Raw genomic sequence first — 26,176 nt, 5'->3', positions numbered from 1 at the left:
ACTGGGAACCGCACGGGTCAGCCCCTTGAGATGGCTGACGCATGAGGCAGGGCGGTGAGAGGCCGTTCTGCCGGGTGACAGCGGAATAGGCCATCGAGGCCGCCTTCCGCGCGACGGATCAGACAGACTCGCGAAAGACGGTCAGACGATGGGCAAGGTCACGGGTTTCCTCGAATTCGACCGGCAGGAGCAGAAGTATCAGCTCGCCGCCGATCGCGTGCGCCACTTCCGCGAGTTCACGCTGCCGCTCGACGAACACGATCTCAAGAAGCAGGCGGCTCGTTGCATGGATTGTGGCATCCCGTTCTGCCACGGTCCGACGGGCTGCCCGGTTCATAATCAGATCCCGGACTGGAACGAACTCGTCTACCAGTCCGACTGGGAAGAAGCGGCACGCAACCTCCATTCAACCAACAACTTTCCTGAATTTACCGGCCGCATCTGCCCAGCGCCCTGCGAGGAGGCGTGCACGCTGAACCTCGAGAATCAGCCGGTGGCGATCAAGACCATCGAGCAGGCGATCGCGGACCGCGCCTGGAACAACGGCTGGGTCAAGCCTGAGCCCGCCGATCATCAGACCGGAAAGAAAGTCGCGATCATCGGCTCCGGCCCTGCAGGGCTCGCAGCTGCGCAGCAACTCGCCCGTGTCGGGCACGAGGTCCACGTCTTCGAGCGCGAGCCCAAGGCCGGCGGCCTGCTCCGCTACGGCATCCCCGACTTCAAGATGGAGAAGCGCCACATCGACCGGCGCGTGAAGCAGATGGAGGGTGAGGGCGTTCACTTCCATTACGGCGTCAATGTCGGAATTAACAAGCCGCTCGATGAACTCACCGCCGAATTCGACGCAGTGCTGTTCGCCGCTGGTGCCGAGGACCCGCGTAATCCGCAGTTGCCCGGCCAGGATTTGGAGGGCGTCCACTACGCCATGCCATTCCTGGTGCAGTCCAACCGCCGCGTCGGTGCCGAGCCGATGCCGGGGAACGGCGAGGCTCCCATCCTTGCCACCGCCAAGAACGTCGTCGTCATCGGTGGTGGCGACACCGCTTCGGATTGCGTCGGCACCTCGTTCCGTCAGGGCGCCTTGTCGGTGACGCAGCTCGATATCCGGCCTCGCCCACCGGAGCGCGAGGACAAGCTCTCGGTCTGGCCGTACTGGCCGACCAAGATGCGGACCTCTTCCAGCCAGGCCGAGGGCGCCGAGCGCGAGTTCCAGGCCGCGACGCTCCGGCTGGAGGGAAAGAAGGGCAAGCTCACCGGCGTCGTCTGCACCCGCGTTGATGAGAAGCGTCAGCCGATCCCGGGCGGTGAGTTCACTTTACCCGCCGACCTCGTGTTCCTGGCGATCGGCTTTGCCGGCTCGGTCCGGAAGGGGCTGCTGGAAGAGTCCGGTGTCGTCATGGACAAGCGTGGGAACGTGACGGCGAACGAGCTTGACTACCGGACGTCGAACGAGAAGATCTACACAGCGGGCGATATGCGCCGCGGTCAGTCCCTCGTGGTCTGGGCCATCCGCGAGGGGCGTCAGGCGGCGCGTTCCATCGACGAGGCCCTGATGGGCGCGAGCATCCTGCCGCGCTGAAGATGATGCCGGACTGGATTGCGACGTCTCGCCGTCGCAGTCCGGAACACGCCGGGTCTACGCATCATTGCTGTCCTGACACCAAAGATGTCGGGATACGCGCATGACCGAACCGATGGCCGAACCCAAGATCGAACCGTATGACGGGCCTGCGGGAGGCTGGGGTTCTGCGGGCTCCCTCGCGGAGATCCTGACGCGGGAACAGATCCCAGTCTCCGGCGCGGCGCTGCTGATGAAGCAGAACAAGCCGGACGGCTTCATGTGCGTCTCGTGTGCCTGGTCGAAGCCGGCCAAGCCCAACACCTTTGAGTACTGTGAGAACGGGGCAAAGGCCACGGTCTGGGAGCAGACCGCCAAGCGGATCGGACCCGACTTCTTCCAGCGCCACACCGTGAAGGAACTGCTCAGCTGGACGGACTACGCCCTCGAGCAAAAGGGACGCCTGACCCATCCGCTCCGCTATGACCCCGGCAGCGACCAGTACGTGACGGTGTCGTGGGAAGAGGCTTTCGCGGAGATCGGACGCGAGCTGCGCGCCCTCGATCCGAACGCCGCGGTCTACTACACCTCTGGCCGCGCTTCGCTAGAGACCTCATACATGTACGCGCTGATGGCGCGGATGCATGGCACCAACAACCTGCCCGACTCTTCGAATATGTGCCATGAGCCGACCTCGGTCGGACTCAAATCATCGATCGGATCTCCTGTGGGGACCACGATCCTGGAAGATTTCGAATCGACCGATCTGATCCTGTTCTTCGGACAGAACGTCGGTTCGAATGCCCCCCGCATGCTCCACCCACTCCAAGAGGCACGAAAGCGGCGCGTTCCGATCGTCACATTCAACCCGCTGCGGGAGCGCGGCCTGGAGCGCTTCACGAACCCGCAATCGCCGACCGAGATGCTGACGCGCAGCTCCACCGAAATCTCGACGCAGTACCATCAGGTGAGGGCGGGCGGAGACCTCGCGGCGATCACCGGCATGTGCAAGGTCTTGATTGCCGCCGACCGCGAGGCGATGGAGGTCGGCCGCCCGCGTATCCTCGACGTCGATTTCATCGCTGAGCACACCCACGGCTTCCGGGAGTTCGTCGCATTCTGCGATTCGCAGTCATGGGCGGACATCGAGACGCGCTCGGGGCTCACCCGCGAGGCGCTGGAGGCGGCGGCGACGGTCTATGGGCGGGCCCGTTCGGTCGTTGCGGTCTACGGCATGGGCCTGACCCAGCACCGCCGTGGGACCGAGGGCGTACAGATGCTCGTGAATCTCATGCTTCTGCGCGGCAACGTCGGTCGCCCCGGGGCCGGGCTCTGTCCGGTCCGTGGGCATTCCAACGTCCAGGGTCAGCGCACCGTCGGCATCACGGAGAAGCCGGAGCTGGCACCCCTCGACAAACTCAAGGAACTCTACGACTTCGAGCCGCCGCGGGAAAAGGGTTGCAACACCGTCGAGACCTGCGAGGGTATCATTGCCGGTGAGGTGAAGGCCTTCATCGGTCTTGGCGGCAACTTCATCCGCGCCGTGCCCGATACCGTCCGGATGGAGAAAGCTTGGCGCGCGCTGCGCCTGTCGGTGCAAATCTCGACCAAACTGAATCGCTCGCACCTGGTTCATGGTGCCGTGTCCTACATCTTGCCCTGCCTCGGCCGGATCGAGGTTGACGAGCAGGCCAGCGGCCCACAGGCGGTCTCGATGGAGGATTCGACCTCCTGCTTCCACGGATCCCGCGGACAAACCAAGCCGGTCAGCGATCAGGTGCGCTCCGAGCCGTGGATCGTTGCTGAGATGGCGAAGGCATTGCTGCCGCCGAACCCGAGGGTTGATTGGGACGGTTGGGTCGGTGACTACGCCAGGGTTCGGGATGCGATCGAAGCGACCTATCCAGATGTCTTCCACGACCTGAACGGCCGGATGTTTCAGCCCGGAGGCCTCCACAAGCCCGTCGCGGCGCGTGATCGCAAGTGGGAGACCGAAACCGGCAAGGCCAACTTCACCGTTCCGGGCGGCCTGGAGGCCGACCCTGACATGCGCAGCAACCGCCGCGACGTGCTCGACCTGATCACCCTTCGCTCGAACGATCAGTTCAACACGACGATCTACGGCTATGACGACCGCTTCCGTGGTGTGAAGGGCACTCGGATGGTGCTGTTCATGAACGAAAAAGACATCGAGCGCTTCGGACTCGCCGACGGCGAGATGGTGGATCTTTCGGCCGACGCCGATGATGAGTTCCTGCGCGAGGTCAACGGCCTGCGGGTGATCAAGTACGGCATCCCGGAGGGTAACGTCGGTGGCTATTACCCGGAGCTCAACGCCCTCATTCCACTCTGGCACTACGACCAGCAGGCTAAAACGCCGGCCGCCAAGGCGATCCCGGTGCGGATCCGTAAAGGGGCGCCGATCGCCGTCGCGGATTGACGCGAAGTTGACTTTCCGCCGCTGGTCCCCTCGACGACCGGCGCCACAGACTCATAATCGACGGCATGGACCGCTCCGACGACGCCCATGACCGCCGCCAGACCATCATCGACCGGATGCTCGCCCAGGCGTTGGATCCGGCTTCGAATGAGCGGAGCCCGAGTCATGACGGACTGCCGAAGGACATGCGTGCAGTGGTCGATGTGCTCCTGGCCAAGGCCGAGGCACTGCGCCAGCGTCGCCTGACCTATGCCGACTTGGAGGCCGCGTTGCCGCCGCGGGATGTCACGGCGGAAGACCTGGAAGCGATCTTCTGGATCCTGTCCGAGCACGGAATCGCCATCGAAGACGGCGATTCGGGTGGAGACTGATTGGACGTGATTTCAATCGAAATCGGCGATTGCTCTTTTTAATCCAGACTCGCGCGCGTTGGGTGAATAGCAGCTACGGCTCGGCATCTCTCGCCTCTGCCGAAGAACCGCTTTATAAGCCGCGCTTCTCCGCGGGGCCCTCCGCCGCGCGGAGCCGACCGAAAGGCGGAACGGAGACGATTATGGCCGAGCGTTGGACACCGAAGACCTGGCGAAACCTGCCGATCCAACAGGTACCTGCCTATCCGGATGCCACCGCCCTGGAATCGGTCGAGTCACAGCTCGCAAGCTTCCCCCCCCTGGTGTTTGCAGGTGAGGCGCGGAAGCTTAAGTCGGCCTTGGCTCGAGTCTCGACCGGCGAGGCGTTCCTGCTCCAAGGGGGAGATTGCGCCGAGAGCTTCGACGAGCATTCGGCCGATAACATCCGCGACTTCTTCCGGGTATTCCTGCAGATGGCTCTCGTACTCACCTTCGCGGGCGGCTCGCCCGTGGTGAAGGTGGGGCGGATCGCCGGTCAATTCGCGAAGCCTCGTTCCTCACCGAATGAGACGATGAACGGCGTGACCCTGCCGAGCTACCGTGGCGACATCGTCAATGGTCTGACTTTCACGGAGGAGGCCCGCGTGCCCGACCCGCGCCGTCAGCTCGAAGCGTATCGCCAATCGGCGGCAACGCTCAACCTGCTGCGTGCCTTCGCGACTGGTGGCTATGCCAATTTGGAGAACTCGCACCGGTGGATGCTCGGCTTCGTGAAGGATTCTCCGCAATCCTCGCGCTACGCCGATTGCGCTGAGCGGATGACCGAGACCCTCGACTTCATGCGGGCCATCGGCATCAATCCGGAGACGCACCAAGAGGTTCGCACCACGGATTTCTACACCAGCCACGAAGCCTTGCTCCTGGGCTACGAAGAGGCACTTACCCGTGTCGATTCGACGAGCGGCGACTGGTACGCCACGTCAGGCCACATGCTCTGGATCGGTGACCGGACCCGGCAGCCGGATCACGCGCACATTGAATATGCGCGCGGCATTAAGAATCCGATCGGCCTCAAGTGTGGTCCGTCGATGACGGCCGAGGGTTTGCTCCAACTCGTGGATCAGCTGAACCCGGCCAACGAGGCTGGGCGCCTGACGCTGATCTGTCGCTTCGGAGCAGATAAGGTCGGAGACCACCTTCCCGGCCTAATCCGGGCTATCGCGCGCGAGGGCCGCAAGGTGGTGTGGGTCTGCGATCCGATGCATGGCAACACCATTTCGGCCGGAGGTTTCAAGACGCGTCCATTCGAACGGGTGATGCAGGAAATCGAGGGCTTTTTCGGCGTCCACCGTGCCGAAGGGACCATCGCTGGCGGCATCCACCTCGAGATGACTGGCAAGGATGTGACCGAGTGTACCGGCGGCGCCCGTGCGTTGACGGCTGAAGACCTGCGCGATCGCTATCACACCTACTGCGATCCACGCCTGAACGCCGAGCAGGCCTTGGAAGTGGCGTTCCTCACCGCGGAACTCGTGAAGCGAGAACGCTCGGCGATCGAACGTCCTCGCCTCGACGCTGCCGAGTAGCGCTCCGCTCACCGGGCGACGTCGGAAGAGCCTTGCAGCTCGTTCCGACGTTGCGTTCTCAGGATTGGGAACCCGGGTCCAGCATCGCGTTCCCAAAATGCTGCACCAGGCTCGTCTCGAGTTTTCCGGTCATCCCTGAGAGGATCGCCAGTGCGTCTCGCGGCGGCATCGGCTTCTTATAAGAGCGGCGCTCCGTCAGAGCTGCGTAAATGTCGCAGATGGTCAGCAATCGGACGGTGTCGCTGATCTCCGATCCAACAAGACCATCCGGATAGCCGGATCCGTCCAGCATCTCATGATGATGGCGGACGGCGCCGAGGGTAGCCGCGTCACACCCGCTCTCGCGTAGGATGTCGTAACCGATCACCGGATGGCGGCGCATGATAACCATCTCGTCGGCATCGAGGCGCCCGGGCTTGTTCAGAATCTCCAGCGGGATTTGCGCCTTGCCGACATCGTGCAGAAGGGCGGCCCGCACGAAATGTTCGCGATCCTCGGTGCGAAAGCCGAGATGCAACACGAACTGAGCCGCAACACCGGCAACGAGGAGACAGTGCTGGTACGTGGCATCGTCATGCGTCCAGACGGTCTCCAGCCAACGTGTTAGGCCGCCTTCCTTCACTGCAGCGAGGATTGGATCCAGCCCGGCATCGACCTGCGCCAGAGAGATTGGGCCGCCCCCACGGACGCCGTCGAAAAGGCCGCTCAGAATTTCCTTGGCGCGTGACACATTCTGAAGGACAGGCTGTATGCAGAGATCCGGCTCCGCTGTCTTCATCTCCGCCTGAAGTGCCTGCACGACGAGGTGCGGCGCGGTATAAGCGGGAAAGCAGATCGTTGCGCCGAGGTTGCGAGCCTGACGCAGATCGGTGTCGGTTGTCGATCGAAGGAGACAGATGACCGGTATATCGGTCGCCTTGCCGTGGTGCAGAAAACTACGGAGACGGCTCACCGACTCGCGTCGGCTCAAGGTCAGATCGGATACGATTGCGCGCGGCTGGACGTTCGACGGATGATCGTTGCCCGCAGCAATGACCTCGCAAGGTCCGATCGTTCTGATGAGTTTTTCCAAGGCCGCGCTCCGATCTGGACGATCAGTGAGCAGGTAAATGGCTCCTTGCGCCATGACGTGCGGGCTTCCTCCAGCGACCTTGATTGCGTATCCTGATTGCGACTGGGATATTGGTGATATATTTTGCCTTCGGGAGGCTTCTTTTTGCTGATCGCGTACTCGACAAATTTTCTAAGCACGATATCGATGTTGGTTGGGTCAGTGCAATCTGTAACACCCGCGCCGGAAATGCTCCGCACTGGTAAATTGTCATATGATACGATTTAACGCCAATAGCACGGTACGATAATGATCCGTAAGTGTTCTCAAGCCGTAAATTGCTGACGAGAAACGATGCGGGGACAGATCAATTCGATAGTCGAGCAGCGCGGAGGGCATGAGCGGAGGCTTAACAACCTTAGGTTCGATAAGCATACTTTCGCATAGCGATTTTTCAGGCGTCATTTTTTCATTAAGTCGTCATTAAGCTATTCTCTCGGTTTCAAGAGTTATTAATATTTATTTCTATATTGTATTATGAAACATTTAATTGAAAATCTCAATCGTGATAAATTGAGTAAAACTCTGACTTTGAGAATTTAAATTTTAATTTCAATATGATCCAAGTATTTGTATCAAAACTTATATATTTGATACTTTCAAATATATACTTATAAGCTTTCATTTTATTTGTAGTTATATACGAATGCTCGCGCAATTCCAACGGACGGAATTTAACCTATACATCGAAGGATCCTGCACGCGCATCGACGGTCTATGTTCCTCGCCTGGGCTCAGATGACGCACTATTGGCGCCTTTATTCATAAGGAGCGGCCGAACGGGCCGCACAGGAAGCGACACAGTCCCCAAAAATCCGGTCATTGGATCTGCTGCCGCCCGTCCGGTAACGTGGTGGTGCACCAAATACGAATCTCCCCGGTTGTTCACGCTACGTTGTGGTTCGTCATGGCCATGTATCCCGAGCTCGCATCCCCGTGGTGCGGGAATCTACGGCGTGGATGATGCCAATCCGACGCTTCGGCTCCTCGAACATCGTGTCCTGCATCCTGTGAAGATCGCCATCATCGCGCATCTGAAATTCCCGATCGCACAGCCGTTCTCGGGAGGGTTGGAGATGCACACGCATCTACTTGCGTCAGCACTCCAGGCCCGTGGCCACGATGTCACGCTCTACGCGTCGGAAGGGTCGCGGGGCGATTTCCAGCTGGTTGCCATCTGCCCTCCCACCGGATGCGCGTTCGATGATGTTTCGGAGGCGCGGATCGATGCCGCGGAACATTCTGCCTATGCCAGGATCATGGATGCGGTCGTGTCCGGTGGGTACGATCTCGTCCACAACAACAGCCTCCACTTCCTCCCCCTGCTTCGCGCCGGTGAACTTGCCGTTCCGATGGTGACGGCCCTGCATACGCCGCCCTTCGAGCCTTTCGTCCGTGGCGTGCGGGCACGGGCGCGGGATATGACTTTCGCGGCCGTCTCTCCGTCCCTCGCTCGAGAATGGCATGACCTGATCGGCAATCCGCAAGTCATCGGCAATGGCATCGATCTCACGGCTTTTGCCTATGCCGCGAAGCCGGCGGGCGAACCGCACGCGATTTGGATGGGTCGGCTCGTTCCCGAGAAGGGGCCGCATCTGGCCATCGATGCGGCACGCGCCGCCGGCCTGCCCCTGAAGTTTGCTGGGCCACGCTCCAATCCGGCCTATTGGGACAATGAAATTGCTCCCCGCTTGGGCGACGACGTGACCTACCTCGGGCATCTCGGACACGACGCGCTCGCGGCTCAGGTCGCGAAAGCCCATGTGGCTCTCTGTACGCCGCGGTGGGAAGAGCCGTTCGGGCTTGTGCTCGCCGAATTCTTGGCCTGCGGGACACCCGTGGCCGCCTTCCGGCGTGGCGCGATCCCGGACATCCTCGATGACTGCTGCGGGGTCCTGGCCGCGGCGGACGATGTCGCCGATCTCGGTCGGGCTGTGACGCAGGCCATCACTCTCTCCCGAGCCAATTGCCGCCGTCGGGCGGAGCAATTGTTCGATGCCGACACCATGACCGACCAGTACGAGGCCCTCTACGCACTCGAGCTCCAGCGAGTGGCCAGCACTGCGATCACTGCCCGTGCCAGCAATGCCTGAGCAGGATCTTTCCCTCGGGCGCGCTGTCGTTTGTGTGCCTGCCCGGAACGAGGCGAATGCGCTGCCGCGTCTGATACGATCTCTCAATCGGCAGTACGGCACCGGGGATGGCGCGCGTCTGCGCGTCGTGGTTCTCGCAAACAACTGCAACGATGACACCGTTGCGATGTTGCACGGACTGGAACGAAACGCCGAGATTCCGCACCTCGCCCTACGGATTCTCGAGGCGACGATTGCGTCACCCCATGCCCATGTCGGCACCGCGCGGCGTCGTGCCCTCGATGCCGGCGCTGCTTGGTTGGAGCAGGAAGGCGTGACCGAGGGCGTCCTCCTCAGTACCGACGCGGACGCGGTTGCGCCCGCGGACTGGGTGACGGCAAATCTGCGAGCGTTGCGAAACGCCGAGGTCGTGGGTGGACGCCTCGTGCTTCACGGCGAGACGCCGGCGGCCGACCCCCGTCTTGCCGCGCTCCATGCGCGGATCGAGGAATACTGGGTGGCTGTGCGGCACCTCGAGGAGGTCTTCGACCCGCCCGCCCACGATCCAGCCCCCCGCCATGGCGATCATGTCGCCGCCAGCCTTGCCCTGCGCGCCGACCTCTATCGTCGCGTGGGTGGGTTGCCGATGCTCTCCTGCGGCGAAGACAATGCCCTGGTTGCGCGGGTGCGCTGGCATGGCGGGCGCGTCCGGCATTGCCCCGGGGTATCGATCGCAGTCTCAGATCGGAGAACCGGCCGGGTGACGGGCGGAATGGCGACCGAGATGCTCCGCCGAACCCGTGTCGTGCAGGGGCTTGAAACCTATAGCCTTCCCTCGGCGGCTCACTGGCGCGCTCTGATCGCGCGACGCCATAGGCTGGCGCGATGCTTCACGGACCCCGCCGGGACCGCCGTGGCCCTGCGCGCCCTCGGTATGACCGAAGCCGATCTTGCCACCATCGATTGGGAGACCTGCCCGAACGAAATCGCACTGGTCGAGCGGATCGAGGCGCGCCTGGGGGAGGGCATCCCCGATGCGGTCCCGGTTCCTCTCGATGACGCCCTGGCAGGCCTTCAAGCGATGCTGGTCGGGTCGCATCCCGGCCGTGCCGCACAGGTCGCATGAGCCGGCGTCCTGTCGGCTACTACGTTCACCACCAGGGCGCCGGTCATTGGCAGCGTGCCTGCCTGATCGCGCGGGCGCTCGATCGCCCAATGACGCTGATCGGAACGTTTTCCAATCTCGACACCGCCACCGCAGCGGGATCGCTCCTCGATTTGCCCGACGATCGGGTTGGCCGCGAGTTCGACGGGAGGGACGGATCGGCCGAGCGGCCGCATGGCCTGCATTACGCGCCCGTCGGTGCCGACAACGTACGCGCACGAATGGGCCGGCTCGCAGGGTGGATCGCCTCCGCAGATCCTGCGCTGGTCGTCGTTGACGTGTCCGTGGAAATTGCGCTGTTCGCACGCCTGATGTCCGTGCCGACCTTGGTCGTCCGGCTCGCCGGCACGCGCACGGATACCCCCCATCTCGAGGCCTTCCGCAGCGCTGAGCGTCTGCTCGCGTTCTTCCCACCGGAACTCGACTCGGCCGAGATGCCGGAATGGGTTCGCGCCAAGACGTTCTACGCCGGATTGCTCTCCGGTGAGCCTGCATCGAACCGAGCGACGGATGCGGATGGATCGATCCTCGTCATCTATGGGCGCGGCGGGACCGGCGGTCGGCGCGCGGATCTCGCTGCGGCCGCGACGGCCGTACCGGATCGGCATTGGCATGTTCTCGGCCCCGTCGACGGGGCGGGTCTGCCTGTCCCGGCGAACCTTCACCTGCACGGTTGGGTCGCCGATCCGGGCTCCTACATCGCCCGAGCGGACCTGGTGGTCGGCGGCGGCGGCGACGGGGTTGTCTCGGCGGTCTCGGCGGCGGGAAAGCGCTTCATCTGCCTTCCCGAACCGCGCGCTTTCGACGAGCAGATTGAGAAGTCCCGCGCCCTCGCCGCGATGGGCGCGGCACTGCATTGCGCGTTCTGGCCCGAGCCTGCGGCGTGGCCGGAGATCATCGCGGCCGCGGAACGGCTCGATCCGCGGGTGATCGGCGGCCTGTCGCGTCCGGGCGTGATCGACCGCACCGGTGCCTTCATCGGCGACCTCGCGGATCGCCTCGACGCTCGGCGCCGTTAGGCGCCGAGCCCGTCAGAAGGGACGGTCCGCGGGAAGCCGCGTGGCGGCGATCTCGTCGGCGCCGGGTTGGCGCAGAACGACGAGGTCGTCGCGCCACTGCGTGTCGATGAGTCCGCGCTCGGCGAAGGCATCGAGCCATCCGTCCATGGGCCAGAGGCCGTGTCGCGCCCGAAAGCGCTGCGCGTTCCGAACGATGTCGGCGAAGTGCTGCAGCGGCGGATCACAGGCGACATGGTGCTGGTGAAAGGCTTGCCCGCCTGCGCTGAACAGCACCGGTATCCCGAGGGCATCGGCGCGGAAGGCGAGGTCGGTATCCTCCGCGCCGTAGCCGTCGAAGCCCTCGTCGAAGCCGCCGAGGCGGTCGAAGGTGGTGGCCCTGACGCCGAAAGCGAGCGACCAGAACAATCCGGGGTTGTCACTGCGCGCCAATCCCTGTTCGGGAAAGCGGCGGACGGGATGGGGATGTCCTACGGCCCGAAGCCCGGCTTCGGTCCAGCCGTCCGTGACGGCTCCGGCCGGTAAGTATCGGATTTCGCAGCAGATGAGGCCTTCGGCCTCCGCCAGATCGGCGCTGAGGCGCGGTACAAGATCGGCCGAGGGAATGCAGTCCACATCGAGGAAGACCAGCCGTCCGGTCTCGGCCGCGCGACGTCCGGCATTTCGGGCGCGGGCCAGCGGCAGACCGGGGCTTCCGAGGACGATGCGGCGGATCGGGAAGCCGTAATCCGGTAGGGGGGCGGGCTCGGCGCCCATTTCGACGACGACGCAGGCCTGCGGATGCGGACCCCGCGCGACGCCCTCGAGCAGGCGGGCGAGATGAGCGTCGCGACCCTTGTTCAGGGTGATAAGGGTGGTGTCGGCGATCACGGGGTGGGCGCGTCCATGGCGACGAAGATCTCGTAGGGGCCGGTGAAGCGATCGACCATGGCCGGCTCCAGGCGAAAGCCCGTCGGGTCGTCGGAGATGAGGTCGGTGGTTTGGGAGCGGTGGGCGCCGATCGCGGCGGTCTTCGCGGCGCGGTGGGCACCGAGGTCGAGGCGCAGGCCGGTCGGAGCGGGGCCGACCTCGGTACCCTCGGGCAGGGTCCAACCCCAGACGGGATAAGCGAAAATTCGGATCGGGCCGAGATGGGGCTGCGCGAGGCGGACGATGGCGGCGGCGGCCTGGTGGTCGCAGTGGGGATCGTGGCCCCAAGTGACGCAGACGGCTCCGGCATCGGCCTCATGGGCGATGGCGGCGATCCGGGCGGCGGCGGCCTCGGCGGTTGGGCCGGCGCTCGGGACGCCGGCATCGGGCAGGCGGAGGAAGGTCACGGCCTCCGGCGGGACGCCCAGTATACCAACGGCGTATACCGTCTCCGTTTCGCGCAGGTCACGCAGTTTTGCCGGCGGATAGAGTGTCGAGTGCGTGTGCGAGCCACAGCCGTCACTGACGATGACGACGCGGACCTCGCGACCCCGCGCCCGGGCCTCGGCCATGAGGCCGCCGCAGCCGAGGCTCTCGTCGTCGGGGTGAGGCGCCACCACGACGACGCCCTTGCCGCCGGTCAGGGCGTCGAGGTCGGCGACCGGCAGGCGTTCGGCGGCGGCGAGGAAAGCGTCGGCATGCATGAGTGGACTCGGGGCAGGCGTCGAGGACGCGAGCAGCCTGTCTAAACGGTCCAGTCTGATCGATGTCTGAACGGTCGGCCGACGCCGACCCGCTACCGGGCGGTACCGCTCTCCGCCGCGAAGGCCGCGATGCCGCCGGCAGTGGTCAGCCAGATCTCATCGCGGCGGGCGGCGATATGGGCGAGGGCGCGGCGCAGGGGGCGGAGGCGATGCGGCTGGCCGACGATGTAGGGATGCAGCGCGATGCCCATGACCAGGGGGGCGGTGCGCGCCTGCTCCAGCATCTCGTCGAAGGCCTCCACGAGGGCGTCGGCGAATTGCTGGCCGGTTTCCTTGCGGGCGACGATGGCGGGGATGTCGTTGAGTTCCTGGGGGTAGGGCACCGCCAGGATGCGGCCGCCGTCGCGGGTGGAAAACCAGGTGGGCTGGTCGTCGTGGCACCAGTCGAGGAGGTAGCTGTAGCCCGCTTCCGCCAGGAGGTCCGGCGTCCGATGGCTCTGCGAGATCCAGGGCCCGAGCCAGCCCTTCGGCGGCTTGCCTTCCTGGGCGGTCAGGACAGCGGTGGCCTCGGCGATGAGGGCGCGCTCCTCGGCCTCCTCCCGGTCGCCCTGGCGCTCGGCGTTGGTGCGTCCGTGGCCGACGATCTCGTCGCCGCGCGCCCGGAAGGCTTCGATCAGGCCGGGACAATCGGCGTAGAGGCGGCTGTTGACGAGGACGCTCGCGGGCATCTCCAGCGCGTCGAGGGTGTCCTTGATCCGCCAGGCGCCGACGCGGTTGCCCCAGTCGCGCCAGGCGTAGTTGAGCACGTCCGGCTGCGGACCGCCGGGGGCCAGTTCCGCGCCGAGGCCCCGGCCGAAATCGAAGCCCTCGAGGTTGAGCGCGAGATAGACCGCGAGGCGCTTGCCCCCGGGCCAGTCGTAGACCGGCCTGTCGGGCAGGGCGCTGTAGGCGTAGCGGCCGTGATGCGGCGCGGGCGTGTCGGTCATCGGGGGTCTCGAAGGAGGAGCGCGAAGAAAATCAGGAAGGGTTCAGCAGCGCGGGCCTGCGCCGGGTCACCCATCGGGTCGCGGCATCGTAGGCGGCCCCGAGCTGGAGGCAGGCGCGCTCGCCGTTGTTGGGGCCGACGATCTGGATGCCGGAGGGGCGCCCGGCGGGGTCGAAGCCGGCCGGCACGTTGAGGGCGGGCAGGCCGCTCATGGTGACGGGGATCGTCGCCTCCATCCAGCGATGGTAGGTGTCCATGGTCCGGCCGCCGACGGACTTGGGCCAGCGCTCCTCGACGTCGAACGGGAACACCTGGGTCGAGGGCATCAGCAGGAAGTCGTAGCGCTCCTGGAACCGCCGTACGGCCTCGTACCACGCGGTGCGGCCCTCCTGCGCGGCGGTGACCTGATCGGCCGAGAGCGCCAGGCCGCGCTCGACCTCCCAGACCGCCTCCGGCTTGAGCAGCGCCCGATAGGCCGGCTCGTCGTAGAGGGGGCGCAGGTTGGAGGCGGTCATCCAGGCGCGCAGGGTGAGCCAGTCACGCCAGACCTTGGCCATGTCGAAGCGCGGACGATCCCATTCGACCTTGGCGCCGAGGGACTCGAAGGCGGCGAGCGCGCTGCGGTCGAGGTCGAGCACGCCGGGCTCGAAGGGCAGGTAGCCGCCGAAATCGTCGAACCACGCGATGCGGGCGTTCGTGAAGTCCCGCTTCAGGTCCTCGGCGAAGATCGCCGGGTCCTGCGTGTTCGCGAAGGGCACCCGCGCGTCGTAGCCGGCCTGGACCGAGAGCAGCAGGCCGATGTCGGCGGGCGAGCGCCCGATGCCGCCCGAGACGCCGAGGCCGGGGGTGAAGGCGTCCTTGGTCTCGATGGGGATGCGGCCGTAGCCCGTACGCAGGCCGAACAGGTTGTTGAAGGCGGGGGGATTGCGCAGGGAGCCGGCATGGTCGCTGCCGTCGGCGACGGGCTGCATGTGGAGCGCCACCGCCACCGCCGCGCCCCCGCTGGAGCCCCCGGAGGTCTTGGTTGGATCGTAGGCGTTGCGGGTGGCGCCGTAGACCGGGTTGAAGGTCTGCGAACCGAGGCCGAATTCCGGCATGTTGGTCCGGCCGGTGAAGATCGCGCCGGCCCTGCGCAGGCGCTTCACCATGATCGAATCGGCCGCCGCGATCCGGTCCCGGAAGATCGGCGACCCTTGCGTGAAGGGCAGGCCCTTCACCGCGTCGATGTCCTTCACCGCGTGGGGAAACCCGTGCAGCGGCCCGAGAAATTCGCCGCGCGCGGCCTGGGCATCGCGCTCCCCGGCGGCGGCAATCAGCTCCGCCCGGTCGCGCAGGGCCACGATGGCGTTGACGGTCGGGTTCACCCGGTCGATCTGGTCGAGACAGGCGGTCATGACCTCGACGCAGGAGACGCGCCGGGCGCGGATCGCGGCCGCGAGGTCGACGGCGCCGAGGCCGAGGATGTCGTCGTCCGAAGCCGTGCTGGAGGCCGGTTCGGTGGCGGCGATGGAGGGGGCTGTGCTCATGATCTGGCTCTGGAACGCGCCCGCATGGACCACCGGCTCTCAGGCCGGCAGCCGCCGCTCCTGGAAGGCGTGGCAGGCCACACCCTCGACCAGGGCCGGGACCTCGATGCGACAGCGCTCGTTCGCGAAGGGGCAGCGCGGGTTGAAGGCGCAGCCCGAGGGGGGATCGATGGGGTTCGGGATCTCGCCGGAGACGGGGATGCGCTTGCGCCCGGTGAGCCCGATATCCGGTACCGCGTCGAGCAGCATGCGCGTGTAGGGATGTTTCGGAGCACGGAAGAGTTCCCGTCCGTCTGCGATCTCGACCACGCGCCCCAGATACATCACGCCGATCCGGTTCGCCATGTGGCGCACGACGGCGAGGTTGTGGCTGATGAAGAGGTAGGTGAGTCCGAGACGGTCCTGCAGGTCGCGCATCAGGTTGAGGATCTGGGCCTGGACCGAGACGTCGAGGGCCGAGGTCGGCTCGTCGCCCACCAGGAACTCCGCCTCGGAGGCCAGCGCCCGCGCGATCGCGATGCGCTGGCGCTGGCCGCCGGAGAATTCGTGCGGATACTTCACCCCGTCGTCGGGATGCAGGCCGACGAGGCCGAGGAGGTCCCCGACGCGGCGCCCGATCGCGACCTCGCCCTGCAGCAGGTTGAAGGCCCGGATCGGCTCGGCGACGATCTTTCGGACCCGCCAGCGCGGATTCATCGAGGCGTAGGGGTCCTGGAAGATCATCTGGATGCGGCGGCGCAGGCGCCGACGGGCGGCGGCCTCGCGCGGATCGGTCATCGAGACGCCGGTGATGCGGACGTCCCCGGCGCTCGGCGGCAGCAGGCCCACCACCATGCGGGCCACCGTCGACTTGCCCGAGCCGGATTCGCCGACGAGCGCGAAGGTCTCGCCGCGCCGGATCTCGAAGCTGACGCCGTCGACGGCGCGGAGGATCTGCCTGGGCTGACGCTCGATGACCCGGGCGAGCCAGGGACGGGACACGTCGAAGGTGCGGCGCAGGCCCTCGATGGCGACGTAGGGGGCCTCCGGGGCGCGGGCGCCCGTCCGGGGTGGAGGCATGACGGGCGCGTTCATGCGGCGGAGGCCTCCGACCGGTCGTAGAGGTGGCAGGCGACCCGATGGGCGCCGACCGGGATCGGGTCCGGCCGCTCCACGCGGCAGCGCCCGAAGACGGAGGGACAGCGGGGGTTGAAGGCGCAGCCCGGCGGAATGTCGGACAGGCGCGGCATCGATCCGGGGATCTGGGCGAGGCGGTTGGTCTCCTGGGCCAGGGTCGGAATCGCCCCCATCAGGCCCTTGGCGTAGGGGTGGAGCGGGTTCTGCACCACGTCGCGCACGGGGCCGATCTCGGCGATCCGGCCGGAATACATCACCGCCACCCGGTCGGCCGCCTCCGCGATCACGCCCATGTCGTGGGTCACCAGCATGACGGCGGTACCCCGCTCGCTGCCGAGGCGCTTCAGGAGCGCGATGATCTGGGCCTGGACCGAGACGTCGAGGGCCGTGGTCGGCTCGTCGGCGATGATGAGCTCCGGTTCGGCGGCGAGCGCCAGGGCGATCACCACGCGCTGGCGCATCCCGCCGGAGAACTCGTGCGGGTAGCCGTCGATCCGCCGCTCCGGGGCCGGGATGCCGACCTCGGCCAGGAGGTCGATGGCGCGCGTCCGCGCCGCCTTCTCGGACAGGTCGGTGTGGGTGCGGATGGTCTCCACGATCTGCCGGCCGACCCGGTAGAGCGGGTTCAGGCTGGTGAGCGGGTCCTGGAAGATCATGCCGATGCGCCGGCCCCGGATGCGCCGCAGGGCCTCCGGCGGCAGGTTGTCGATGCGTTCTCCCTTGAGCAGGACCTGACCGCCGACGATGCCGCCGGGCGGGTCGATGAGACCGATGACGGCCGAGCCGGTGACAGACTTGCCGGCCCCGGACTCGCCGACGACGCCGAGGATCTCGCCCCGCGCGATGTCGAAGGAGACGTCGTCGATGGCCGTGAGGGTGCCGCGCCGGCCCGCGAAGGCGACGCGCAGGTTGCGGACCGAGAGGACGGGCTCTGTCATGGCAGCTGTGTCATGCCGGCGCGATCACTGGAGTTTCGGGTTCAGGGCGTCGCGCAGCCAGTCGCCCAGCAGGTTGATCGCCAGGACGAGCCCGGCGAGCGCCAGGCCCGGGAAGGCGACGATCCACCACTCGCCGGAGAACAGGAAGCGGTTGCCGGTGCGGATCAGGGTGCCGAGGGACGGCATCGAATCGGGCAGGCCGGTGCCCAGGAAGGACAGGGTCGCCTCGGTGATGATGGCGAGTGCGAGGTTGATGGTGGCGATGACGAAGACCGGGCCGAGGACGTTGGGCAGGACGTGCCGCACCATGATCACCGGCGAGGACAGGCCGATCAGCCGTCCGGCCTGGACGTAGTCCTTGTTCTTCTCCACCAGCACCGAGGAGCGGACGGTGCGGGCGTACTGCACCCAGAACGACAGCCCGATCGACAGCACGATGAGCCCGATGGCGGCGTTCGTGTCCATCTGGCTGCCGACGGCGGCCTTGGCGACGCCGTCCACCACCAGGGCGATGAGGATGGCCGGGAAGGTGAGCTGCACGTCGGCGATGCGCATGATGAGGGTGTCGACGAAGCCGCCGAAATAGCCCGCCACCAGCCCGAGCACGATGCCGAGGAATCCGGAGACGACGACGCCGAGCAGCCCGACGATGAGGGAGAGGCGGAGGCCGTAGAACACCGCCGAGAGCACGTCGCGGCCCTGGTCGTCGGTGCCGAGGGTGAAGGGCGCGACCCCATCCGCGTACCAGAGCGGGGGCAGGTTCGAGTTGATCAGCTCGAGCTGGGCCGGATCGTACGGGTTCTGCGGCGAGATCACGGGGGCGGCGAGCGCCAGGAGGACCAGGACGAGGGTGACCGCGAAGGCCCCCATCGCCAGCTTCGAGCGGCGGAAGCTGGCATAGACGTCGGACTCGCGGAAGCGGGCCAGCGCCGAACGCTTCACCGGCGCCGGCGGGAGGAGGGGGGTGTCCTGCACGGAGGCGCTCATGAGGCCCGTCCCGTGGACAGCCGCAGGCGGGGATCGACGATGGTGTAGAGCACGTCCACCACGAGGTTGATGACGACGAAGATGGCGGCGACCAGCAGCAGGTAGGCCGCCATGATGGGGATATCGACGTTCTGCACCGCCTGGACGAAGAGCAGGCCCATGCCGGGCCACTGGAACACCGTCTCGGTGATGATCGAGAAGGCGATGACCGAGCCGAGCTGCAGGCCCGCGATGGTGATGACCGGCACCAGGGTGTTCTTCAGGGCGTGACCGAGGTGGATCGAGCGGGTGGTGAGCCCCCGCGCCCGGGCGAAGCGGATGTAGTCGGTGCGCAGCACTTCCAGCATCTCGGCCCGCACCAGCCGCATGATCAGGGTCATCTGGAACAGCCCCAGGGTGACCGAGGGCAGGATCAGGGCGCGCAGGCCCGAGGCGGTGAGGAACCCGGTCGTCCACCAGCCCAGCCGCACGGTGTCGCCGCGCCCGAACGAGGGCAGCCAGCCCAGCGTCACGGAGAACAGGAAGATCAGCAGGATGCCGATGAGGAAGGTCGGCAGGCTGATGCCGATGAGCGAGATGGCCAGAAAGACCTTGGCGAGCCAGGTGTCCCGCCGCAGGGCGCAGTAGACCCCCATGAGGATGCCGACGGTGAGGGCGAACAGCGTGGCACAGAGCGCGAGTTCGAGGGTGGCGGGCATGCGCTCGGCCAGCAGCGCCGAGACCGGCTGGCGGAACTGGTACGAGGTGCCGAACTCGCCCCGGGCGACGTTCCCGGCGTAGCGCAGGAACTGCACCGCCACCGGATCGTCGAGCCCGAGATCCTTCCGGATGGCGACGCGCTCGGCATAGGGCGTGTCGACGCCCACGATCTGGTTCACCGGGTCGCCGGCGAAGCGGAACATCGAGAACGCGATCAGGCCGACGGCGAACAGCACCGCGACCGACTGGAGCAGGCGCTGGAGGATGAAGGCGATCATGGGCGGGCGATCCGATCGTGCACATCGCCAAGACCGGCACGCCGAGCGATCGCAGACCGAAGCGCGACGTCACTCCGGGGCGCCGCAGGCGAGCCCGGAATCCAGGACTGCCGACGGTGTGAAGTCCTGCACCACCTTCGTTTCTGGATTCCGGGCTCCGCTGCGCGGCCCCGGAATGACGGGGTGCTCCACGCGCCATCCCGGCGGACACGCCAGCGGATGCGATCGCCCTGTCCGCGCCGGGCGGAGACGCGGGTCGGTGCCAGATCCTGAAACAGATCGGTCATGGGTGTCACGGCTGCTTCGAGACCCAGTACAGCATCAGCATGTTGTCCGGCCGCTGGACCAGGGTGACCTTCTTGGAGACGCCCCAGGCGAGGGCCTGCTGGTGCAGGGGGATGAAGCCCCAATCGGCCTGGATGGTGTCGAACCCCTCCTTGATCTCGGCGTTGCGCTTGGTCTGGTCGCTCTCGGCCTCGACGGAATCGGCGAGCGCGTCGACCTTCGGGTTGCAGTAATTGCCGAGGTTCCAGTTGCCGCGTCCGGGCTTGGAGCCGTTTCGGCAGCCGGCGATCTCGAACAGGATGTTGTGCGAATCCTGGGAGGAGGGGGTCCAGCCGACGAGGTAGAACGAGGTGTCGTAGGCCGGCGCCAGGACCTTGGCGAAGTACTTGGCCTTGGGCTGCGCGTTGAGGTTCACCTTCACGCCGACCCGGGCCAGCATCGAGACCACGGCCTGGCAGATCGCCTCGTCGTTGACGTAGCGGTCGTTCGGGCAATCCATGCCCAGGGAGAAGCCGTCCGGATAGCCGGCCTCGGTGAGGAGTTGCTTGGCGCGCTTCGGGTCGTAGTCCGGCCGCTTGAACTCGGAGGCGCGGGGGAACAGCACCGGCGCGATCAGCAGGGCGGAGGGCGCCGCCTGCCCGCGCATGACGCGCTTGGCGATCGTCTCCTCGTCGATGGCCCGGTAGAAGGCCTCGCGCACGCGCACGTCCTTGAACGGGTTCTTGCCCTTGACGTTCGAGTCCTTCAGCTCGTCGCGGGACTGGTCCATGCCGAGGAAGATCGTGCGCAGCTCCGGCCCGGCCATCACCGTGGCGGTGCCGCTCCCGTTGACGCGCTGGGCGTCCTGCAGGGGCACGGGGTCGATCCAGTCGACCTCGCCGGAGATCAGGGCGGCGACGCGGGTGGCGTCGTTCTGGATGGTGGTGAAGACCGCCTCGTCGAGGTTCGACTCCACCTTGCCCCAGTAGTTCGGGTTCTTCTTGAACACCGTGCGCACGCCGGGCTGGTGCTCGGTGATGATGAACGGCCCGGTGCCGTTCTCGTGCAGGGCGGCGTAGCTGGTGGAGGTGGCGCTCGGCAGGGTCGGCGCGACGGCGCCGTTCTTCTCGGCCCAGGACTTCGACATGATGTACCAGGTCGAGAACTGGTACAGGGCGATGGGGTTGGGGCTCTTGAGCTTCATGTCGACGGTGTGGTCGTCGATCTTCACCCACTCGGCGTCGGACGGCACGTTGGTGGTGAAGTTCGAGCCCGGCGCCCGCACGCGGGTGGCCGAGAAGATCACGTCGTCGGCGGTGAAGTCCGAGCCGTCATGGAACTTCACGCCCTTGCGCAGGTGGAAACGCCAGCGCGTCGGCTCCGGATTCTCCCAGGATTCCGCCAGCATGGGCGCGAGCTTCAGGTCCTTGTCGCGCGTGATGAGCGAGTCGAAGACCGCCCCGTGCATGCCGATGGTAAAGCTTTCCTTCAGGGAGTAGGGGTCGAGGGACTTGATGTCGCCCTGGAAGGCGAAGCGGAAGACGTTCGCCGCGGCGGCCGGGGCGGTGGCGGACAGGCCCAGCACGGCGGCGAGGGCGGTGGCCGAGACGAACGCTTTGACCGTGGACTTCAACAAGGCACCCATCCTCTTCGAGTCTGCTTCCCACGCGACTGCCGACACCTTGGCATGGATCGGGCCAAGCCCGAACCGGGTTCTCCGCGCCGTCCACGCCGAAGCCGCGGACCCGCCACCGCCCATCGACCGGGCCATTTCATGCCCAAAAATCGGTCAATAGCCACGAATCGGTCAAGTCCCAACCCAACGTGGTCGAAACGCAGCGACGGGTGCATCCGGACGACAGGGCCCGGATTGTCGTGTCGGGCCCGGGGGACGCTCCCCGAGCGCGGGCGCCGCTCCATATGATTTACGATCAGGCACCCGACGGAGCCGGCCCGCCGGTGCCTGGGCTCGGCGCGGGGCGTGCACCGCGCCCGGTTCGTGCCGGGCCGATCGTCACCGAGGACCCAGGGAGTTCGACATGGCCGATCTCGACCACACGCTGCAGCGCTTCCAAGGCCTCCTGCTGGCCGAACAGCCCGTCGCGATCGGCGAGGCCGAGGACGCGATCTGGGCGTATCTCTCCCAGGCCCAGGGCCTGTCCGCCCAGGTCGAGGCCCTGGAGCGGCTGCAGGAGGCGGTGAGGCCGTGGGACAGCCACTCGCCGTTCCTGCCGCAATTGCGGGCCGCCCTCGACCGGCATCGCACCCGCCTGGCCGAGCCCTCGGCCTGACGGAGGTCGCCCCGCCCTTGCGCCTCCTCAGCTACAATATCCGCCACGGCCGCGGCACCGACGGGCGCGTCGACCTGGAGCGCGTGGCCCGTGCCATCCGGTCGAGCCACGCCGACATCGTCGCGCTGCAGGAGGTCGATCTCGGCCGTGCCCGGACCGGCGGCGTCGACCAGGCCCAGGCCCTCGCCCGGCAACTCGGCCTGCGGGCGCATTTCCACGCCGCGCTCCAGGTCGAGACGGAGCGTTACGGCGACGCGATCCTCACGCGGCATCCCTCCCGCCTCATCAGGGCCGGGGGCCTGCCGGGGCTCGCCGGTCGGCCCGGTCTCGAGCCGAGGGGCGCCCTGTGGGTGGAGGTCGCGTGCGACGGACACCGCCTTCAGGTCCTCAACACCCATCTCGGCCTCGTCGCGGCGGAGCAGAAAGGGCAGCTGGCGGCGCTGCTCGGTCCCGACTGGCTCGCGGCGGCATCGGCGGCGGGACCGGTGGTCCTGGCGGGCGACTTCAACGCGACGCCGTGGTCGCGGGCCTACCGTCAACTGACCGCGCAGCTCAGCGACGCCCGCGCAATCGCGCGCAGCCGGGCGGGGCGCGCGACCTTCCCCAGCCGCTATCCGGTGCTGCGCCTCGACCACGTCTTCGTCGGCCCCGGCCTCCGGGTGGACCACGTGGCGGTGCTGCGCGACGGTGACGCGCGTCGCGCGTCCGATCATCTCCCGCTCCTGGCCACGCTGGATTTCGCCGCGCCGCCGCGGGCGGTGCGGCGGCCTCAGGACACGCCGGCCGCCGCCCCCGAGGCCTGAGTCGCGGGGGCCTCTGCGGGGTGCTCGCCCCGCCGGACCTGGTCCAGGGCGCCGGTCCGGCGCCAGGGCCGCCAGGCGTCGCGCACGCTCGCGGGGTCGCCGAGATGCCAAGACTCCACCACGCGCGCCAGGGCGCCGCGGGGTGAGGGCACCACCGGGCAGAGTCGGCGGGGCGCCACCAGGGCGGGGTCGTCGAGCACTGCGCGCAGGGAGCCGCGCCGGCGCACGGCCTCCTCGAAGATATCGCGCGGGCAGCCCGAATGGTGCGCGAGCAGGCCGTCCCGCAGCCGCAGGATGGCGGATCGCAGGAGGGGCGCGTCCTCGGCCGGCAGGACCTCGAGGGCGAGGTCGCACTCGCTGTCGTAGCCGAGGGAGCGGTTGTTGAGATTGGTCGACCCGACACGCACCAGGCGATCGTCGAAGATGCCGACCTTGGAATGCACGAGGATCGGGCGTCCCTCCGGCGTATGCGGCGCCAGGATGCGGAGGCGGTCGTGGCGGTCGGCCGCCCGAAGCTTGTGGATCAGTCCCCGCCGGGCGCTGTCCATGGTCAGCCGGTCGAAGGCGTTCGGGCTGCGCTCGGCCACCACGATGATGATTTCCGGTCCCTCGGCCTCGCCGAGGCGCTCCATCAGCGCGTCGCCGATCAGGGGCGATGTGAGGTACTGGTTCTCCAGGTAGATGACGCGGGCGGCGCCCCGGATGGCGGCAGCGTACAACGCGGCGTTCTCTTGCAAAGCCACGCGCTTCCGGCCGGCGGGCCGGGTGCGCGACAGGGCGACCGACATGTCCCTGAGGAGCGGGGTCACGGAGGCCGGCCAGGGCGTGCCGTCCCGCGCGGGCGGGGGCGTCAGCCGCTCGCCGGTTGCATCGAGCCAGCGTTGGCGCGCAAGGTCCCCCAGGGCGGCCGCCGCCGGCCCATCGACCGCCATCATGATGTCGTGGCGCGGCGGATAGGCCTCGCCGTTCGGGAGGCGCCGGCGCGGATCGCCGTCCCGGTGGGCCGGCGTGTCCCAGCGATTGGCCTCGAAGTCGCCGCCGCCGCAAAAGGCCATCGCATCGTCGACGACGAGGATCTTCTGGTGCTGGCAGGCGCCGAAGGGCAGCGTCGCATCGACCCGGTACGTGATGCCGGGACCGAGCAGGGCGCGGACCGCCGCGGGCGTCAGGTCCCGTCCGGCCGAGAGCGGCCACGGCATGTCCCAGATCAGAAGATGGATCGCGAGGTCCGGCCGGCAGGCGCGCAGGCTCTGGAGGAGGTCCGCCAGGGTTTCCCCCTCCGGGGCATGGCTCCCATCCGGCGCGAGGCGCAGGCGCGGGTCGAAACTCCAGCCGATCAGCAGGACGGAGTGGCGCGCCGCCAGCATGGCGCTGCGGGCGGCCGCGAAATACGCGGCGCCGTCATGGAGCACGGCGACCCGATGGGCCTGCTCGATGCGCCAGCAGGTCTGGCCCGGCCGCAGCCAGCGCCCCTCGGGGCGGGGTGGCCCCGGCGCGGGGGGGCCGGGCGCCCGGGAGGCTCGCGGAGCCGGATGCAGTCCGCGCGCGGCGAGCTTCGCCTGCACCCGGCGACGCGTCACCGCGACGGCGGCGAGGGTCGCGGCTAGGCCGAGCCCCAGCGGAATCCAGTGGGCGGCCGAGTCTGCCGCCGTCCGGCCGATCACGCCGAGATAAACGCAGAGAATCGTCCCGGGGATCATGCCGAGGAGGGTCGAGACGAGGAAGTCCCGCATGCGGACGCGCGTCAGGCCGAGGATGTAGTTCTGCGCATTGAAGGGCACGAAGGGACTGACCCGCATCAGGGTCAGCAACTGCCATCCGCCGTCGCCCACCGCCTCCATCGTGGCAACCATCGCGGGACGCCGGGCGATGACGCGCTCGACGCGCTGCCTCAGGACGGATCGCGCCGCGAAAAACGCCAGGACCGAGCCGATCGTCGCCGCTGCGAGGACGATCGGCAGGGACCACCATCCAAAGGCCAGTGCGCCGGCGATCGTCAGCGGCGTGCCCGGGATCACCAGCAGCGTGGCCAGGATGAAGAGGGCCGCGAAGGCGACGGGACCGAGGGGGCCGAGTCCTGCCGTCCAGGCGCCGAAGGCCTGGAGCCAGTCCTGAACCGGCAGGAGGAACCAGACGGCAGCCGTTGCCGCCAGACCGAGCAGGATGAGAAGCCAGGAGCGCATAACGGTTGATGTCAAACGGCCGCGCTCGCGTCACGCCGAAAATCGATGAACGCTCCGCTTCTCCGGCTTCGTCTCACCGCGTCTCCCGTTCCCCCGGCTGTTCCGGCACGGTCACACAGAATGCTTCGCGCGTCGAAGCGATGCGCTGCAGCATCCACCTTTGCACCCTCGCGGCGCATCCGCTATCGCTCGCGCACCCCGCCCACCGGCTGGCCGGACGATCAGGCCATGCGCCGCGAGCCCGGCGATGGGGCGCGACAACGCAGGATTCAAAAGCCATTCCCCAGGATGCCGAGATCACCTTCCGCGGCCGTGGGCGCGGCGTCCTCTGCGACGGGGGACTTCGGCTCGTGGTCTGCCCGCTCTGCTCCCAGGCGAACACCCCGCGCGGGGCAGAGGCCGGCCGATGCGCCTGGTGCGCCTACGTCCCCTCCCTCGACGACGTGGAGCCTGTGCGCGCGAAGGATCCGTCGCACGCCGACGATTAGGCCCGGGGGCGCGGTGCATCCGCCCGCCTCGATCGGGCGCCGATCGGCCGCCTCGGCCAGCGTCACCCAGCAGCGCTGAGCGCTCCGCATCGCCGCCAGGGTCTCGTGGCTTTGGGGGGAGGCCGTCGCCTGCGACGCGGTCGAGACACATGGGAAGTCAGCGAGCGAGCCCCCGGTCACCCGAGTGATCCCGCCGATCCCGTCGGCCTCTCGAATGTGCACGTGGGTCGTGCGCTTCAGGAACTCGGGCGCCGAGGCGTGATTGAACGCAAGGGTGGGACGCGGAAGCTCCGCAATCGTCAGCCTCTGAAATCGATGGCGGAATCCAATCCGAAGTCCCTGTACCTGGGAACGCTGGCCACGGCATGACCATGAAACTCCAGCCCGTTCAGATCGCGACGGGCAGCAATGACCGCGAGAGCCGGTTGGTTTTCGAGGATGGGATTCTCGTCGCCGTGCTCGTCCAGCTCTCCAGCGAGCATGACTCCGAGGCGGGACATTGGTTTCTGGAGGCGGGCTTCGGGTGCGTGGAGGATCCGCATGCGCCGATCTTCGCGGATCTCGACGAAGCGCAGGCTTGGATTGCCCGGCAATTGTCGGAGGGCCGATCCTTCGGCTGAGACGGCCCGCGTTCGCGCGTCGTCTCGATCACACCGCGTTGCGGATCGCGACGGAAAGGTCTTCGTGCGTGGCGATCCTCCATGGCG

At 67.1% G+C, this 26,176-nt stretch carries 21 protein-coding genes; 10 read left to right on the top strand and 11 right to left on the bottom strand.

Annotated features, from left to right (window positions below):
• Positions 1–148 precede the first annotated feature (148 nt).
• From ASF18_RS06570 to ASF18_RS06555, 4 genes are all read left to right on the top strand, one after another.
• Positions 149–1,579 (top strand): glutamate synthase subunit beta, encoded by a 1,431-nt coding sequence (locus tag ASF18_RS06570; protein WP_056350318.1) that lies wholly within the window; start codon positions 149–151, stop codon positions 1,577–1,579.
• Between the two features lie 115 nt (positions 1,580–1,694).
• Positions 1,695–3,998 carry an FdhF/YdeP family oxidoreductase gene (locus ASF18_RS06565; RefSeq protein ID WP_056350579.1) on the top strand — a complete coding sequence of 768 codons (2,304 nt, stop codon included), beginning with the start codon at positions 1,695–1,697 and terminating at the stop codon, positions 3,996–3,998.
• 65 nt (positions 3,999–4,063) lie between these two features.
• Positions 4,064–4,369: an RNA polymerase sigma factor region1.1 domain-containing protein gene (locus tag ASF18_RS06560; RefSeq protein ID WP_056269539.1), complete on the top strand. Its 306-nt coding sequence runs from the start codon at positions 4,064–4,066 to the stop codon at positions 4,367–4,369.
• A 182-nt stretch (positions 4,370–4,551) separates the two neighbouring features.
• Positions 4,552–5,934 carry a 3-deoxy-7-phosphoheptulonate synthase class II gene (locus ASF18_RS06555; protein ID WP_056269536.1) on the top strand — a complete coding sequence of 461 codons (1,383 nt, stop codon included), beginning with the start codon at positions 4,552–4,554 and terminating at the stop codon, positions 5,932–5,934.
• A 58-nt stretch (positions 5,935–5,992) separates the two neighbouring features.
• Here ASF18_RS06555 and ASF18_RS06550 read toward each other — a convergent pair whose 3' ends face one another.
• Positions 5,993–7,006, bottom strand: a complete 1,014-nt coding sequence (locus ASF18_RS06550) for an HD domain-containing phosphohydrolase (protein ID WP_348271392.1) — start codon at positions 7,004–7,006, stop codon at positions 5,993–5,995.
• A 1,049-nt stretch (positions 7,007–8,055) separates the two neighbouring features.
• On the opposite strand from ASF18_RS06550, the gene ASF18_RS06545 reads away from it, so the two are divergent.
• The 3 genes from ASF18_RS06545 to ASF18_RS06535 are packed head-to-tail and all read left to right on the top strand — an operon-like array spanning position 8,056 to position 11,301.
• Positions 8,056–9,138: a glycosyltransferase family 4 protein gene (locus tag ASF18_RS06545; RefSeq protein WP_056350577.1), complete on the top strand. Its 1,083-nt coding sequence runs from the start codon at positions 8,056–8,058 to the stop codon at positions 9,136–9,138.
• Complete coding sequence (locus ASF18_RS06540) at positions 9,131–10,243, top strand: glycosyltransferase (protein WP_056350314.1); 1,113 nt, start codon at positions 9,131–9,133, stop codon at positions 10,241–10,243. Before ASF18_RS06545 ends, ASF18_RS06540 begins: the two co-directional genes overlap by 8 nt.
• On the top strand, positions 10,240–11,301 hold the full coding sequence (locus ASF18_RS06535; protein WP_056350313.1) for a glycosyl transferase: 1,062 nt from the start codon (positions 10,240–10,242) through the stop codon (positions 11,299–11,301). The genes ASF18_RS06540 and ASF18_RS06535 overlap by 4 nt, the downstream gene beginning before the upstream one ends.
• A 12-nt stretch (positions 11,302–11,313) precedes the next feature.
• Here the strand turns inward: ASF18_RS06535 and ASF18_RS06530 are convergent, their stop codons facing one another.
• The 9 genes from ASF18_RS06530 to ASF18_RS06490 form a co-directional block, all read right to left on the bottom strand.
• Positions 11,314–12,165: a galactosyltransferase-related protein gene (locus ASF18_RS06530; protein WP_056350574.1), complete on the bottom strand. Its 852-nt coding sequence runs from the start codon at positions 12,163–12,165 to the stop codon at positions 11,314–11,316.
• Positions 12,165–12,911, bottom strand: a complete 747-nt coding sequence (locus ASF18_RS06525; protein ID WP_056350310.1) for a PIG-L deacetylase family protein — start codon at positions 12,909–12,911, stop codon at positions 12,165–12,167. The genes ASF18_RS06530 and ASF18_RS06525 overlap by 1 nt, the downstream gene beginning before the upstream one ends.
• A gap of 92 nt (positions 12,912–13,003) precedes the next feature.
• Positions 13,004–13,897: a polysaccharide deacetylase family protein gene (locus ASF18_RS06520; RefSeq protein WP_056269517.1), complete on the bottom strand. Its 894-nt coding sequence runs from the start codon at positions 13,895–13,897 to the stop codon at positions 13,004–13,006.
• A gap of 31 nt (positions 13,898–13,928) precedes the next feature.
• Positions 13,929–15,422, bottom strand: coding sequence for an amidase (locus ASF18_RS06515; RefSeq protein ID WP_056350572.1), 1,494 nt, complete (start codon positions 15,420–15,422; stop codon positions 13,929–13,931).
• Positions 15,423–15,461: 39 nt separating this feature from the next.
• Complete coding sequence (locus tag ASF18_RS06510) at positions 15,462–16,481, bottom strand: oligopeptide/dipeptide ABC transporter ATP-binding protein (protein WP_056269968.1); 1,020 nt, start codon at positions 16,479–16,481, stop codon at positions 15,462–15,464.
• An 11-nt stretch (positions 16,482–16,492) separates the two neighbouring features.
• Positions 16,493–17,476 carry an ABC transporter ATP-binding protein gene (locus ASF18_RS06505; RefSeq protein WP_056350308.1) on the bottom strand — a complete coding sequence of 328 codons (984 nt, stop codon included), beginning with the start codon at positions 17,474–17,476 and terminating at the stop codon, positions 16,493–16,495.
• A gap of 24 nt (positions 17,477–17,500) precedes the next feature.
• The gene (locus ASF18_RS06500) at positions 17,501–18,463 is read right to left on the bottom strand and encodes an ABC transporter permease (protein ID WP_056217367.1); all 963 of its coding nucleotides are present in this window, start codon (positions 18,461–18,463) and stop codon (positions 17,501–17,503) included.
• A complete protein-coding gene (locus ASF18_RS06495; protein WP_056217371.1) occupies positions 18,460–19,440 on the bottom strand; it encodes an ABC transporter permease in 981 nt (326 codons plus the stop codon). The genes ASF18_RS06500 and ASF18_RS06495 overlap by 4 nt, the downstream gene beginning before the upstream one ends.
• Before the next feature lie 292 nt (positions 19,441–19,732).
• Complete coding sequence (locus ASF18_RS06490) at positions 19,733–21,289, bottom strand: ABC transporter substrate-binding protein (RefSeq protein ID WP_244472612.1); 1,557 nt, start codon at positions 21,287–21,289, stop codon at positions 19,733–19,735.
• Between the two features lie 454 nt (positions 21,290–21,743).
• Here ASF18_RS06490 and ASF18_RS06485 point away from each other — a divergent pair, with 454 nt between their 5' ends.
• Both ASF18_RS06485 and ASF18_RS06480 read left to right on the top strand, forming a co-directional pair.
• A complete protein-coding gene (locus tag ASF18_RS06485) occupies positions 21,744–21,995 on the top strand; it encodes a hypothetical protein (protein WP_056350306.1) in 252 nt (83 codons plus the stop codon).
• A 17-nt stretch (positions 21,996–22,012) separates the two neighbouring features.
• The gene (locus ASF18_RS06480) at positions 22,013–22,798 is read left to right on the top strand and encodes an endonuclease/exonuclease/phosphatase family protein (RefSeq protein ID WP_056350304.1); all 786 of its coding nucleotides are present in this window, start codon (positions 22,013–22,015) and stop codon (positions 22,796–22,798) included.
• On the opposite strand, the gene ASF18_RS06475 is transcribed toward ASF18_RS06480, so the two are convergent.
• Complete coding sequence (locus ASF18_RS06475; RefSeq protein WP_156649699.1) at positions 22,765–24,996, bottom strand: VTT domain-containing protein; 2,232 nt, start codon at positions 24,994–24,996, stop codon at positions 22,765–22,767. The genes ASF18_RS06480 and ASF18_RS06475 overlap by 34 nt on opposite strands.
• Before the next feature lie 838 nt (positions 24,997–25,834).
• Here ASF18_RS06475 and ASF18_RS06465 point away from each other — a divergent pair.
• Positions 25,835–26,089, top strand: a complete 255-nt coding sequence (locus tag ASF18_RS06465; protein ID WP_056217382.1) for a hypothetical protein — start codon at positions 25,835–25,837, stop codon at positions 26,087–26,089.
• Positions 26,090–26,176: the final 87 nt, after the last annotated feature.

Source organism: Methylobacterium sp. Leaf89 (assembly GCF_001422215.1).
Taxonomy (GTDB): domain Bacteria; phylum Pseudomonadota; class Alphaproteobacteria; order Rhizobiales; family Beijerinckiaceae; genus Methylobacterium.
Note: the sequence above shows the minus strand (reverse complement) of the source record. Positions and strands in the feature narration are given on the sequence as shown.

Bases quoted from the DNA above. Each gene is read 5' to 3' on its own strand.
- ASF18_RS06570 (WP_056350318.1), top strand. From the start codon at position 149: ATGGGCAAGGTCACGGGTTTCCTCGAATTCGACCGGCAGGAGCAGAAG.
- ASF18_RS06565 (WP_056350579.1), top strand. From the start codon at position 1,695: ATGGCCGAACCCAAGATCGAACCGTATGACGGGCCTGCGGGAGGCTGG.
- ASF18_RS06560 (WP_056269539.1), top strand. From the start codon at position 4,064: ATGGACCGCTCCGACGACGCCCATGACCGCCGCCAGACCATCATCGAC.
- ASF18_RS06555 (WP_056269536.1), top strand. From the start codon at position 4,552: ATGGCCGAGCGTTGGACACCGAAGACCTGGCGAAACCTGCCGATCCAA.
- ASF18_RS06540 (WP_056350314.1), top strand. From the start codon at position 9,131: ATGCCTGAGCAGGATCTTTCCCTCGGGCGCGCTGTCGTTTGTGTGCCT.
- ASF18_RS06535 (WP_056350313.1), top strand. From the start codon at position 10,240: ATGAGCCGGCGTCCTGTCGGCTACTACGTTCACCACCAGGGCGCCGGT.
- ASF18_RS06525 (WP_056350310.1), bottom strand. From the start codon at position 12,911: ATGCATGCCGACGCTTTCCTCGCCGCCGCCGAACGCCTGCCGGTCGCC.
- ASF18_RS06520 (WP_056269517.1), bottom strand. From the start codon at position 13,897: ATGACCGACACGCCCGCGCCGCATCACGGCCGCTACGCCTACAGCGCC.
- ASF18_RS06515 (WP_056350572.1), bottom strand. From the start codon at position 15,422: ATGAGCACAGCCCCCTCCATCGCCGCCACCGAACCGGCCTCCAGCACG.
- ASF18_RS06510 (WP_056269968.1), bottom strand. From the start codon at position 16,481: ATGCCTCCACCCCGGACGGGCGCCCGCGCCCCGGAGGCCCCCTACGTC.
- ASF18_RS06505 (WP_056350308.1), bottom strand. From the start codon at position 17,476: ATGACAGAGCCCGTCCTCTCGGTCCGCAACCTGCGCGTCGCCTTCGCG.
- ASF18_RS06500 (WP_056217367.1), bottom strand. From the start codon at position 18,463: ATGAGCGCCTCCGTGCAGGACACCCCCCTCCTCCCGCCGGCGCCGGTG.
- ASF18_RS06495 (WP_056217371.1), bottom strand. From the start codon at position 19,440: ATGATCGCCTTCATCCTCCAGCGCCTGCTCCAGTCGGTCGCGGTGCTG.
- ASF18_RS06485 (WP_056350306.1), top strand. From the start codon at position 21,744: ATGGCCGATCTCGACCACACGCTGCAGCGCTTCCAAGGCCTCCTGCTG.
- ASF18_RS06465 (WP_056217382.1), top strand. From the start codon at position 25,835: ATGACCATGAAACTCCAGCCCGTTCAGATCGCGACGGGCAGCAATGAC.